Genomic DNA, 13058 nt, shown 5'->3' on the forward strand with positions numbered 1-13058 from the left:
ACTTTGCTGCCAAAATCCTAAATTCGTCTTACCAACTCTGCAATCAGCCCTGCTAATTGAGCGGGTTCGATCGGTTTTGCAATGTGCATTTGAAACCCAGCATTGATCGCCCGTTGGCGTTCTTCTTCGCCAGCATAGGCAGTCAGCGCGATCGCTGGAATTTGTCCTCCGGCTTCTGGGCTAAACGATCGCACATGTTGAATCAACCAGTAACCATCTTCCTCCGGCATTCCAATGTCACAAATCAGCAAACCATATCGGCTGGGATTTTCGCTGAGAGCCGCTAAAGCTGCTCTAGCAGAGTCTACCGTCTGCATTTCGGCTCCATAAGGTTCTAGCATAAATTTAAGGATTTCAAGCGTATCAGCTTGATCATCAACCGCTAAAATCTGTAACCCCTCTAACGAGCAGACAGGTTCACTCAAATGACTTGCGCTAACTTCTAAGACAGTCGGCTCTAAACTGCTCGACGGTGTAGACTCCTGGGGAACGTTTTGCATCGGTAGCACAATCGTGATCGTGGTTCCTTGCCCTTCACCTGAACTCTCTGCTTCAACTGTTCCACCATGCAGTTCTACCAAATGTTTGACGATAGCTAACCCTAGCCCCAGACCAGAACTGGCTTTTGTCATGCTGGAATCTGCTTGACGAAATCGCTCGAAAATGTGCGGTAAGAGGTCTGCCGAAATTCCTTGTCCGGTATCTTTCACCTGAATTTGAGCATGATTGCCGACCGAAGTGAGTGTGACTTCGACGCGTCCCGACTCAGGGGTGAATTTGATCGCATTTGAGAGCAGATTCCAGACAACTTGCCGTAAGCGATCGCCATCACCGATAATTCTCACAGAACTTAAGTCTGCAACAATTTGAATCGTTTTTGCCTCGGCTGATAGCTGAACCGTTTCGATCGCAGCTTGTACGATGAAGCGCAGATCGATCAATTTAGTGTTGAGCTTGAGCTTCCCGCTAACGATTCGAGAAGTATCTAAAATATCTTCAACCAGTTGAGATTGCGCTTTGGCACTGCGCTCAATCACTTCTAAGGCGCGGGTTACGGTTGCTTGATCGAGGCTGCGGGTCAGCAGCATTTGTGCCCAGCCCAGTAGGGCAGTCAGAGGGTTACGCAGTTCGTGCGAGAGGTTGGAAAGAAACTCATCTTTGGCGCGGTTGGCGGCTTCTGCGTCCTCACGAGCCGCTCGTTCTTGAGCGAGCAGCCGAGTGCGTTCAATTTCAAACTGCTGCCGCTCGGTAATGTCTTCGATCGCTAGCAAAATCATGAGCGTATCGGCTTCATTGAGCAGTCGGCAAGCATTGAGCAATAATGTTTTCTGCCCAACTGGCTCAAACTGCTGCTCAAGCTCAAAGTTCTGAATCTGGATGTCATTGACCAGCACATCTTCGAGCAGCGATCTCAGTTGAGGGAGATTCCATTGCCCGTGGCCTAGCTCAAGCAGAGAATGTTGCACGGTTTCAGCCGCAGAAGTCTGAAACAGTTCGTAGAAAGACCGATTCGCCGTATTTACCCGTAGATCAGCATCCAGCACTATTAATGGAATTTGCACAGTTTCAACGATCGATTCGGCATAATTGCGAGCCAGTTCCAGGGTGGTGGCATGACGTTTGAGCGAGTCAATATCCATGAACACTATCGTGACACCATCGATTTGGTTCTCCGTGGTGCGATAAGGACGAATTCGGACGGTATACCAGTAGCCCGATCGCGTTTGAAGCTCTTGTTCTTGTGTGTTGAGCGTTTCTAACACCTCCAGCGTCATCGACTCTAGATTCGCTGCGTCAAAGTCGGTGCGGAGGTCACTAAATGGTCGTCCAATATCTGTGGGAATGACATTAAAAAGTCGCTGGGCAGCGGGGGTGAAGCGGCGAATCCTCAATTCATTGGTCAGCATGACGACCGGCACACTGATGCTTTCCACAAAATTGTTCAGGTCACTATTGTCCCGGTTTTGCCGCAAGTTGCGGCTGCGAAGTTCATCGTTTGTGGTAGAGAGTTCTTCGTTGGTCGCTTGGATCTCCTCTTTTGCCGTTTGGAGTTCCTCATTGGTGCTGCGGAGTTCTTCGTTGCTCGACACAATCTCTTCGTTTGCTACCCGTAGGTTTTGGTTGAGATAGTTGTGTTCCTGAATCGCCGCTTGCAGATGAGCTTGCGCCGAAAGTTCACGTTGCGTGGCGGCAGCAAGCGCCTGCCGGAGCTGTATGACTTCCCGCTCTAGATTTTCGATTCCGGTTTCTGAGTTGGGAGCGATCGCGCAACTCAATTGATCCGGTACAGGCAAAACCGCTTCAAAAATCAGCAGAAAATAAACTGGACTTGTGGCGATCGCAGGCTGAAACGGAATCACTTCCAGATTGAGCAGGTCAGAGCGATCGCCTTCATCAATCTGAACTTGCTCTTGTCGAACAGAAAGTCTTTGCGTTTGCGCTTGATACATTGCGGAGCGGAGCGGAATTGCCAATCCTTCTCTCGCCATTAGCAACAGATTTAAATCTGTTGTACCGGGCGGTAGCCTCAGATAAGGGTCAGTGTCTCCTCGCACGTGCAGGATGTGCATCTGTTCATCCACCACAACTGACACGGGCGCATAGCGATTGGCGATCAGTTGGTCAACATCTCTAGCAAGGTCAAAGTTACTGGTGATCGATTCAATCAGTGACGGCTGCTCGGTACTCATGACAGAACGAGCATTCGAGGTAAATGAAAATAAAGGACGGGCCAGGCTAAACTTTTTGGCATAAATTTTGGTAGGTTCATGGACTGGGCGAAACAGGTCTGAAGCAGTTTTGACGCTCTCTGAAGTCCCCAGCATCAAGAAACCAGTTAGATTGAGGCTGTAGTGGAACAGAGCCATGATGTGTTCCTGCAACGGATCGGATAGATAAATCAGCACGTTGCGACAGCTAATCAGATCGAGGTTGGAAAACGGCGGGTCGCCGCCTAAATTATGTCGAGCAAAGACACACAGTTCGCGGATGGCGCTGCTAATTTGATAGCCCCCACTCGCTAAGGGGACAAAAAATCGGCTGCGGCGCTCTGGGGACACGGCTTCCATCTGAGCTTCTTCATAAAAGCCCGATCGGGCTTTGTTAATTGCCGCGTTGCTAATATCGGTGGCAAAGATTTGAATCGGCGGCACGGTGGCGCGATCGCTAAAATACTCCAACAAACACATCGCGATCGAATACACTTCTTCGCCCGTAGAACAGCCCGCTACCCAAATCCGAATCGGGGTGCTGGCTGACTTGTGTTCACTGATGGTCGGGAAAACCTGGGTTTTTAATTGTTCAAAGGCTTCGGGATCACGAAAAAACTCAGTGACGTGAATCAAAATTTCTTCATAGAGCGCCTGCACTTCACTCGGATGCGCTTGCAGATACTGAGCGTAGTCTTCCAGCGTTTCTAGCTTATGCAACAGCATCCGGCGGCGAATCCGTCGATCGAGGGTCGTTGGCTTATAAAGGGTAAAGTCAACGTCGGTCGCGGTTCGCAGGAGGGCAAAAATGATGCTGAGCGCATCCCCCGGCTTGAGTACTGCTTTCACTATCTGAAGCGGCTCTGGATGAACCAAAAAGGGGCTACAACTAAGCCTGATTAGTTCTTCAGCAATCTCTTCCGGCGGCAGAACAAGATCGACGTTGCCAGTGGCGATGGCGGTACTCGGCATACTGTCAAACTTTGCGGTTGATTCGCATTGAGCGAAGGTGATCCCACCCGCCACTTTAATGGCTTTCAGTCCTAACGCGCCATCTCCATCAGTGCCCGACAAAACAATGCCGATCGATCGATCGCCACGATCGGCGGCTAAAGACTCGAAAAAGACATCTGCTGGCATATATTTTCCAGCGATCTTTTGCCGGGGAGCCAGCCGCAACAGCCCATTTACAACGGTCATCTGAGTGTTCGGCGGAATGACGTAGACTCGGTTTGGCTCAATGCTCATTCCGTCTTGCGCCTGAGTTACAGGCATTTCCGTGACTCGACCCAGAATCTCAGATAGCAAGCTTTCGTAGTCAGGAGATAAATGTTGAATGAGTACAAACGCCATGCCCGTATCAGTGGGTAAATGTTCGAGCAGGCTGGTAAATGCTTCTAGCCCTCCAGCAGAGGCGGCAATGCCAGCGATCGCAAAAGATTCAACTGGAGCCGCGCTAGAAGCTGAAGTTGACGAGGTTGAATCATCATCAGAAGAGGGAACGTTAGAAGCCATTGAGGGTTACCTGGAAAGTACTGGGTAAGTAGACGGTCAGCCATCTCTTGATCTGCCACAATTTCAAACTGACTAATCTCAATCAGCAAGATTCGTAGTTGCCGAATTTCTAGTGATGTTGGCTTTGTTCAATCATTCTCCTGCCGATTGAACAAAGCTACCGTTACGCCTAGTTTGCAGAGTATTACTTTTGAGTGAATCCGTAGAGAGCCAAAACTAAAGCACTTACAGCAGCCAGATGAGATTCAGAGGTTTTCATGAAGGTAAGAACCTTCAGATGCTCTATCAAAAACCTAACAGGTAAAACGCCAGATAGTAAATTAAGATTACAGCGTCTGTCAAATAAGATTAGAGTGTTTCTGCACCTCTCTCCTTGGGATAGTTGATTCTGCTGCAAAGATTTTTAGCCGACAAACGCGTCAATCTCTCAACGTTCTTCTTGCGGTATTGAGGGATTAGAAATTCCATCGTCGGTTTCACAATCCGTTTCCTGCTGTTACGCCTTCGTTGGAGACTCAGGTTATTTAACCCCTTCACACTCTCTTCACAGATTTTTCTCGGAAGCGGTCTACAGTTGGATGAATAATTCAAATATAAGGCTAGATACCAGATTGAGTGGAAGGAATCGCTATGAGTTGGGTTTTAGTCGTGGACGATAGCGCGGTTGTGCGAGAACTCATTTCTACCGAATTGCGGCATCAAGGATTTGATGTTGCCGTTGCGAATGATGGTGTTGATGCCATATCCGTCATTCAAAAACATCCACCCGACTTAGTCATTACCGATGTGGTCATGCCACGGATGAATGGCTATGAACTTTGCCGTTGGATCAAAAGCGATCCGCGCAGCCAGAATATTCCCGTCATGATCTGTTCGATCAAAGGTGAAGACTTCGATCGCTATTGGGGAATGAAACAAGGCGCAGATGCCTACATGATCAAACCCTGTCCACCTGCTGAGATGTTAAGTGCGATCGACTATTTACTGTCTCGCTCAGCCACGTCAAACTGATCCGCCTGCCGCAATTTGATACCAAATCAAAAAATTCCTGCGACAGATAGTGCATCTACGATAAAGCTAAAACCAGTCACAGAAGCAACCGTTTCAGTCGTTAAATCGGCAATCAGTCCATCTACCTTGGTTTGTAGCTGAGTCAGATTTTTGAACAATGCCCAACGCAAATCCTTTTTCAAGTGCTGCCACAATCGCTCAATCGGATTTAACTCCGGGCAATACGGCGGTTGAAACAGCAAGATGATGTTGTCGGGAAGAATCAGGTCTTTGGCTTTGTGAAAGGCTCCGTTATCCACTTGGAGAATGTTGAGACTATCGGGATAGACTTGAGAAAACTGGTCGAGAAAAAGCTGGTAGCAGTCACTATCGACATGCGTAAATTGCAAGAAGAACTGCTCTCCGGTCGTCGGTTCCACGGCTCCATAAATCCAGAAGGCTTTGAACTGCCATTGCCAACTGCCAAGCGGTTTGACTCCCAGGCTTGTGATCAACCGTCCGACGGTCGTTTTCAAGCCAAACCGACTTTCATCTTGAGCAAAGTAGCGCAGTCGCTTAAATTCCGGTTTGGCGATCATCGCATACTGCTTGAGCAGAATTAGGTCATCGCTGAGGTTTGCTTAAATGCCTCCAGGGCTTCGGGATTCTGCTTGGCATGAACTGGACGAGCGGCTTTCAACTTTGCCCCCAAGCGATATCGCACCAGATGATGCACCGTGGCATACTCAGCTTGGACGTTCAAATTGTCGGATAACCACTGCTGCACTTGGGTATAGCTTCCAAAGCCAGTTTCAGGGTCATCTAAGCGCTGCTTTAAGCTCTTGACTGCCCAAGCCGGAATAACTTGCGGTCGTCCTGGACTTTGCCGGGTCTCCAGCAAGCTGGCAAGTCCAGTGCTACGGTACTGCTTCAACCAGCGTTGCACACTCCCACGGTTCCGTCCGACGACTTTTGCAATCTCGCTAATGCTCAGAGCATTCGGTAACTTCAGCAAGTACAACACTTGCAACCGCTCCTTTAGGTTCGGATTCGATTGCTGTTGAATCAGAGCTTCGAGTTCTGCGACTGTTTCTTGAATTTTGATGCGAGTCACGCCTGCCATTGCTGTTTTTCTCCACCCGACAGAACCTATTCTCTCATTTGTTACTCTGTTTTTTCAATTTGGTATGATTAACTTTTCTACCCCACTGCGGATCATTGCCTTGAGGGAAAATTACAGATCCTTTCAATATTCTTGAGAAATCGACTCCATCTGTTGATCAGCGTTACGTTTAGATAATCTCTCAAATCTTGCTGATGTTTGGAGCATTATGAATAACATGCACCGTTACCGAATGGTCTGTACGCTCTCGTTTGGCGACATCTACGGTCAGATTATTGTTTGGTTGATCGTCATTTTTCTCAGTTTGGCATCTGCAATGGCAATGATGGGTGCAAGTCGCCCTATCTACGCACTTGCAACGGTCGGTTTAATTCTCGTTTTATCGCTCCCCTTTCTCCTATTTGCATTCGTCACGACGCTGTTAAATCACATCGAACTGAAAGAAGTTGACCCTGCAGCAGAACCGCGATCGTCGTCTACGCCAGTGGCAACTCAGCGACCTGCTCAAGCCTAGTTTAAGTAGAGAGTAGGGAGTAGGGTAAAAGCAAATGATGTGAGATCTCTACTGCTCTCCTCACCCCCTATCTCCCCACTCCCCACATTTCCGCCTCCATTTCACAACTTTGCGCTATCGTTGAATCTGCTAATCCCATTTAGCCTGTTGACTTCTGCAAAGAACTGTGAGGTAATCCCGTGACCGAAACGCGCAAAAATCGTTGGCTCCTGAACCTTGTCTTAATCGTGGCAACGGTCGGCTTATTGGGTGTGACGATGTTACCCCTGGTTACCTCTGCGATTAGCAGTAACTCACAAGCCAATAAGCCAAATCCTAGCCCTTCTCAAGCCGCCACTCCTCAAGATCAAAAAGCGGATATCGAAGCACAAGCGAGAGGCTACGAAGAAGTTCTCAAGCGTGAACCCGAAAACTCGACTGCTCTGCGCGGGCTTTTAGAAGCGCGGCTCAAGCTCAACGATGTTAAAGGGGTGATTGACCCGCTCGAAAAACTCGTCAAACTCAATCCGAATCAGACTGAATATGCCGTTCTGCTCGCTCAGGCAAAACAGCAGTTGAACGATCCAGAAGGAGCCGCACAAGCTTACCGCAATATTTTGCAATCCAAACCCGGTGATCTGAATGCGCTCGCTGGAATTTCAGACTTATTAATCAAACAAAAACGTCCTGAAGCCGCGATCGGGCTGTTACAAGACACCCTCAAACAAGCTCCAACCGCCAATAAAACTCAGCCGAATAGTGTAGATACCACTGCAGTTCAAGTCTTACTCGGCAAAGTTTTTGCGTCTCAAAAACGCTATGACGAAGCTTTAACCACGTTTGATGACGCGTCTAAAACCAATGCCAACGATTTTCAGCCAGTTCTCTACAAAGCCCTAGTGCTGAAGGAACAGGGTAAAAACGATGAGGCAAAACCGCTCTTTGATAAAGCGACCTCTCTTGCACCTGCTCAATTTAAAGATCAAATCACTCGGTTAAGTACAACTCAACCTTCAGCTTCAGAGTCGGGAACCACTAGCCCAACTACTAGCCCAACCAATTCTGCTCCCGCTATGCCAAATCCAGGAGCGGCTCCCACAAATCCTGCTCAAAGCAATTAGAGCGTCTATCTCATTCCTAAAAAAGCCAGAAATTGGAGAAAAAATTTTCCAACCTGGCTTTTTTGTTTGTCGATAAATTGTAATCTAGATTACGAAAACCCTTATCCTATCGGAATTCTAGCTAATTTTCTTGCTCAGCGATATGTCTGGATCTTCTAAGCGATCTGCCTGAGCTTATCTGAGAGAAACCACAAGTTTTTCTACTAAAAAGTTGGAAATTGATAACAAATCAAGGAGGTTTATCTCACTTTCGGTGGATATGCCGATGTAATTAGAATATTTAATCAATTCTTCTTTGTGCTCAATCATTAAAAAATCGTATATGAGCATGATTTTCTACTTTTTAAGCAGGATCTCGTTCATTCTCATCCAAAGTATCGATTAACTCATGCCTAAAGTTGTTCTCGTTCATCCCCAAATTCCGCCCAATACAGGTAATATCGCCCGCACTTGTGCCGCAACTCAAACTGAACTTCACCTCGTTGCCCCGCTAGGTTTTGAAATTAGCGATCGCTATCTCAAGCGTGCGGGTCTCGACTACTGGGAATACGTCAACCTCACGGTTCACGATTCGATCGACGACTTCCAAACTTACTCTCAAAACCAGGGTGGACGCTGGATCGGCTTCAGTGCCAAAGCGACCCAGAACTTCACCCAAATTCAGTATCGAGACGATGACTGGCTCTTGTTTGGTTGTGAAACCGCAGGTCTGCCTGACGACGTGATGCAGACTTGCCCAATTCTTGCCTATATTCCCATTACTCAACCTGCAGTGCGTGGCTTCAACCTCTCGGTCAGCGCCGCACTTGGGCTGTTTGAAGCGCGCCGTCAACTCGGGTACCTGAGTTAGTTGTTTTCCCACATATATATATAGATATGAGATAGATAGGAGCAGGAGCGATCGCACAATTTCTTCCCAAGCGCGATCGCTCCTCCCACAACTTGCAACGTTCTCACAGTTAATTAGTTATTTAGATCACCGAATGCCGCTTTTTAGATAAGAAATCCATATCTGAAAATTCATTCTTCGCGTCCGTAATCTCGCGGATTTTCTACCAGCTTCATTCAACTGAATTGTGAGTAAATATCATATTCAAACCTCCAGCCACACTGGATTTCAGAAATCTAAACCATAGAGAAACCAAATAGACGTGCTCTGTCGCCTGCATGATTTCACGGTTGAGCGATGATATTCTTTACATTAACTTCTTGTCATCAAATACGGACGACAAATGGCTTGACTAAAATCTCGAATTTGTTCTAAAACATCTCAGTCGGGATGATTCACTCCGAGTTCACCAAATCAGCTAAACTTTCTGTCTCACTTGACCCTGATGAACACACTGGCTCCCCTAATTTTTGCCTCGTTGCCAAAGGATTTTTCTAAATTCTTTGCAGCCTTACAGCATCTGGGATTCAGCCAGTTTATTCAACTCAGACGAGTTGACAGCCAGTTGGAATATCTGCTATCGATTCTTTCGGATACGAAAAGATGCATCGAGCATTCCGGATTTTCCCAATTTGGGAGAAGCGGGTTCCCTGGTTTGAGTAATGGCTCCGGATTGGCTCCGAACGATTTGAAAAACCAAATCGAGTGACTGGCAAAAGGTTTCGCACTCGATGACAGTTAAATGCTGCACACTTTAGGAGGTCGTTTTTTTGAAACGAGCAGTTCCGCAAGACGCAAACTCAGTTCTGTTTAGCGCGATCGAACCCGAAAGCGCTGAAGAACAGCCCCGGCAGTTGCCCCAAGAGACATCCCGAACCGTTCGGACCTCTGCTGCCATGTTTGGACTCGCTTTCTCAGTCGGTGCTTACGGACTTGCTGCGCCCCAACAGGCACAAGCGGCTGTCCCCACTGATTCGACAGCGTCTGACCTGACACCTGGCACGCCTGCTTCGGTAGATGCGCCCACCGCCACTGCACCGACTGCAGTTGCTGCTTCCACGACGACCCATACTGTTCAAGAGGGTCAAACACTCTGGAAGATTGCCGAACTCTACGGCATCGACGCTGCAAAGCTAGCGAATCTAAATAGCTTGCAAGCCAATGCAGTCCTCTCGGTAGGACAAGTTTTACAGGTACCGATGGGCGATCGTATGGCAGCTACTATCAGTGGCGCTCCCATCAAGTCGTTACCGAATCTCAAATCTATTCCGGTGATTCCCGCGCAACCGCAAGTCCAGTCCACATCGGAACGTGTAGCATCGGTTGTCGCAAAACCTAAGCAAACGGCACTCGCTGAATTGAAGCAAAACCGTGATCGCTTGAAGCAAAGTTTGGCGGAGTTGAAGTCTGAGGAGCCAGCACAATCTCAAACCGTTGCGATCATGCCTCAGGCAGAGTCACAGCAGCTTGTCACATATCGAGTGAATCCAGGTGAAACGCTTTCCTCGATCGCACAAGCGCATGGCATGACGGCTCGCGACCTAGCAGCACTGAATCGCCTGAATAACCCCAATTTGGTGCAGGCAAACCAATTCATTCAAGTTCCTCAAAAATCAGGTCAATCTCTGGTTGCTCAAGCTCTCCCTGAGCCAGCCCCACAAGCTCCTGTTGCATCAGTACAGGCTCCTGCTGATATCCAGGTTCCGACCGTCCCCAGTTTGGCATCGACTCAAAATCCGAGTGTGCCATTAGCGATTGGCGGTGATGCCCGCCAGTTTGCATTCCGCCCTGCTCGTAATCGCGCGCCTGAAGTTCAACAGGTGGATGTGCGCCGATCTGACGATCAGTACGTGAATACCTTGCTGGGCGAAATCTCGCGACTGAGAGAACGCTATCAATCTCGCTCTGTAAATCGTGAAGCGCCGAAGGCAGCCGAAGCAGTTTCTTCTCGTCGTAATCCTCAGTTCAACCCGAATCGTACGGTCTCTTCCCTTCGCACGACGAGCCGTAGTGCCAATAGTTCTGATGTAAACAACTCCGGTCAAACGCGTTTAGAGCGAATGTTAGCAGACGCACCGAAGCCACAGCGTCAAGTGGTTGCGACTGCGCCAGCTGGATCTGAGTCTTACGCGCCTATTCTGCGTTCTCCGGTTGGCAAGACGGTTTCGCCGAACTTGCCGCCTCTGGGGCGCTCCGACGCTTATATGCCAGGAGATCGCTTCAAGGGCTATATGTGGCCTGCGAAAGGGGTATTGTCTTCTCCTTATGGCTGGCGTTGGGGACGGATGCACAAAGGGATCGATATCGCAGCTCCGGTTGGGACTCCGATTGTTGCAGCCGCTTCCGGTAAAGTTGTGACGGCTGGCTGGAATGATGGCGGTTACGGGAAGCTTGTGGAAGTTGAGCATGCAGATGGTAGTGTGACGCTCTATGCTCACAACAACCGGATTCTGGTTCGTGTGGGTCAACAAGTCCGACAAGGGCAGCAAATTGCTGAGATGGGAAGTACAGGTTTCAGTACGGGTCCTCACTCACATTTTGAAGTTCATGTACCCGGTCGGGGGGCTGTAAACCCGATCGCGTTGTTGCCTCAGTCTCGAAGTTAGATTGATCTTCAAGGGGAGGGTCAACCTTCCCTTGAAGGCTTCTTCCAAAATAGGGCTTTATTTGTAGTTACAGTTGTGATATTATTGGAATGTTGTAAGGCTCAGTAGCTCAGTGGTTAGAGCAGGGGACTCATAAGCCCAAGGTCGCAAGTTCAAATCTCGCCTGAGCCATTAAGGAAATCAAGCAGTAGAAAGCGCTTGGAGAGGTTCTTTCAAGGATCTCTCCAATTTTGCGTTGGACGTTTTTAGACGTTTTTGGAGCGAAAACTGGTGTAAAACTGGTGTACGGATTTTGAGCCGTTTACCAGGCTCCCGACCTACTTTGGACTGCAAGGGGTGCTGTTCACTCTGCTATTTAGGAGTAACCACCATGCAAGCGAAAAAACAGCCGAAAGAACGTCACAATAAAGGTTCCGTTGCAGTTCTGGTTTCTAACGATCGGTTACAGCTTCGATTCAGCTATGCAGGCAAACGGCATTACATCTCCTTGGGTCTGACTGATACGATCGCTAATCGGCGCGTTGCTGAGGCAAAAGCGAAATTGATCGAATCGGACATCGTTTACGAACGATTGGATGTCACTTTGGAGAAGTACAAGCCGCAATCGGCGATGAGCGTTGCGACTCCGGTTACACCAATTTTTACACCACCTCCCAAAACGAATCTTGCTGACCTGTGGGAGAAGTACACCGAGTTTCAGCAGGAGCATTTGGAGAAAAGCACTATCGTCCGAGATTACGGCAAAATCGAGAAGCGGATTGCGAAGTTTCCGAAGCCGTTCTTGGAAGATGCGATCGCAGTTCAATCCCACCTTCTCAGCAAGTATGCGGCTGAGACTGCCAAGCGAACGTTGAAACAATTGAGCACCTGTTGCGATTGAGGGATTCGGAAGAAGTTGGTGAGCGAAAACCCGTTCAAGGAGTTAGCGGCTGAAATCAAGACTAAGAGCCGCAAAGCGAGCCGAGTGTCAAGGAAACCGTTTTCTAAGGAATGTGTCGCTGCCATTCTTGCCGCGTTTGAAAACGACACCTATTGCCCGAAGTTCACGCCCGTGCGTCATTCCTTCTATGCGCCCTATGTAAAGTTTCTGCTTCACACAGGCTGCCGACCAGAGGAAGCGATCGCATTGAAGTGGAAACACGTTGAGAAAAATCGCATCTACTTCTGTGATGCTATGCCGACCGATGTTCGTATTCGGAAGGATACCAAGACCCATGCGCCTCGCTATTTCCCGATTAACGAAGAATTGCGGAAGCTGTTCGAGACGATTCGACCCAAAGACTGCCATCCAGAGATGCTGGTCTTTCCGGCTAAGAATGGCAAAGAGTTGCACACTCATAACTTTTTGAACCGAGTTTGGAAGCCGATTCTTGAGCGCTTAGTTGCGGAAGGGAAGGTGCGGCAGTATTTGCCCCAGTACAACTGTCGGCACACGTTCATCACGCTCTGTTTGGAAAGTGGTGTACCCTCGCGTCGAGTCGCGGATTGGTGTGGAACTTCAGTGGCGGTGATTGAGGAGCATTATGCAGGTGCGATTTCTCACATCCAAGTGCCATCATTTGATTTAGGAAATCCTCTAACTAATCCTGAGCGATAAAAGTAGATCCGGCGGC

Annotated in this window: 10 protein-coding genes and 1 tRNA gene; 8 read left to right on the forward strand and 3 right to left on the reverse strand. The window is 48.6% G+C overall.

What is annotated here, in order from left to right; all coding sequences use genetic code 11:
* Positions 1 to 17: 17 nt before the first annotated feature.
* On the reverse strand, positions 18 to 4223 hold the full coding sequence (locus ACMUEV_RS13170; RefSeq protein WP_190651925.1) for a CheR family methyltransferase: 4206 nt from the start codon (positions 4221 to 4223) through the stop codon (positions 18 to 20).
* A gap of 630 nt (positions 4224 to 4853) precedes the next feature.
* On the opposite strand from ACMUEV_RS13170, the gene ACMUEV_RS13175 reads away from it, so the two are divergent.
* On the forward strand, positions 4854 to 5234 hold the full coding sequence (locus ACMUEV_RS13175) for a response regulator (protein WP_017288634.1): 381 nt from the start codon (positions 4854 to 4856) through the stop codon (positions 5232 to 5234).
* Positions 5235 to 5260: 26 nt separating this feature from the next.
* On the opposite strand, the gene ACMUEV_RS13180 is transcribed toward ACMUEV_RS13175, so the two are convergent.
* Together ACMUEV_RS13180 and ACMUEV_RS13185 are read right to left on the reverse strand one after the other, a co-directional pair.
* A complete protein-coding gene (locus tag ACMUEV_RS13180; protein WP_415354687.1) occupies positions 5261 to 5812 on the reverse strand; it encodes an IS630 family transposase in 552 nt (183 codons plus the stop codon).
* 20 nt (positions 5813 to 5832) lie between these two features.
* Positions 5833 to 6336 carry a helix-turn-helix domain-containing protein gene (locus tag ACMUEV_RS13185; protein ID WP_415354688.1) on the reverse strand — a complete coding sequence of 168 codons (504 nt, stop codon included), beginning with the start codon at positions 6334 to 6336 and terminating at the stop codon, positions 5833 to 5835.
* A 208-nt stretch (positions 6337 to 6544) separates the two neighbouring features.
* Here ACMUEV_RS13185 and ACMUEV_RS13190 point away from each other — a divergent pair, with 208 nt between their 5' ends.
* The 7 genes from ACMUEV_RS13190 (at position 6545) to xerC (ending at position 13042) form a co-directional block, all read left to right on the forward strand.
* Entirely contained in the window at positions 6545 to 6850 is a 306-nt protein-coding gene (locus ACMUEV_RS13190; RefSeq protein WP_026148689.1) for a hypothetical protein, read from the forward strand.
* Between the two features lie 179 nt (positions 6851 to 7029).
* Positions 7030 to 7950, forward strand: a complete 921-nt coding sequence (locus ACMUEV_RS13195; RefSeq protein ID WP_190653662.1) for a tetratricopeptide repeat protein — start codon at positions 7030 to 7032, stop codon at positions 7948 to 7950.
* Between the two features lie 388 nt (positions 7951 to 8338).
* Positions 8339 to 8800, forward strand: coding sequence for a tRNA (cytidine(34)-2'-O)-methyltransferase (locus ACMUEV_RS13200; RefSeq protein WP_190653661.1), 462 nt, complete (start codon positions 8339 to 8341; stop codon positions 8798 to 8800).
* 809 nt (positions 8801 to 9609) lie between these two features.
* Positions 9610 to 11445 carry a peptidoglycan DD-metalloendopeptidase family protein gene (locus tag ACMUEV_RS13205; protein ID WP_017288629.1) on the forward strand — a complete coding sequence of 612 codons (1836 nt, stop codon included), beginning with the start codon at positions 9610 to 9612 and terminating at the stop codon, positions 11443 to 11445.
* A 98-nt stretch (positions 11446 to 11543) separates the two neighbouring features.
* Positions 11544 to 11616 (forward strand) — tRNA-Met (locus ACMUEV_RS13210).
* A 199-nt stretch (positions 11617 to 11815) separates the two neighbouring features.
* Complete coding sequence (locus tag ACMUEV_RS13215) at positions 11816 to 12325, forward strand: Arm DNA-binding domain-containing protein (protein ID WP_199329751.1); 510 nt, start codon at positions 11816 to 11818, stop codon at positions 12323 to 12325.
* 18 nt (positions 12326 to 12343) lie between these two features.
* Positions 12344 to 13042: a tyrosine-type recombinase/integrase gene (gene xerC, locus ACMUEV_RS13220; protein ID WP_199329750.1), complete on the forward strand. Its 699-nt coding sequence runs from the start codon at positions 12344 to 12346 to the stop codon at positions 13040 to 13042.
* The last annotated feature ends 16 nt before the right edge of the window (positions 13043 to 13058 follow it).

The organism is Leptolyngbya sp. FACHB-1624 (assembly GCF_047649235.1).
Lineage (GTDB): Bacteria > Cyanobacteriota > Cyanobacteriia > Leptolyngbyales > Leptolyngbyaceae > Leptolyngbya > Leptolyngbya boryana.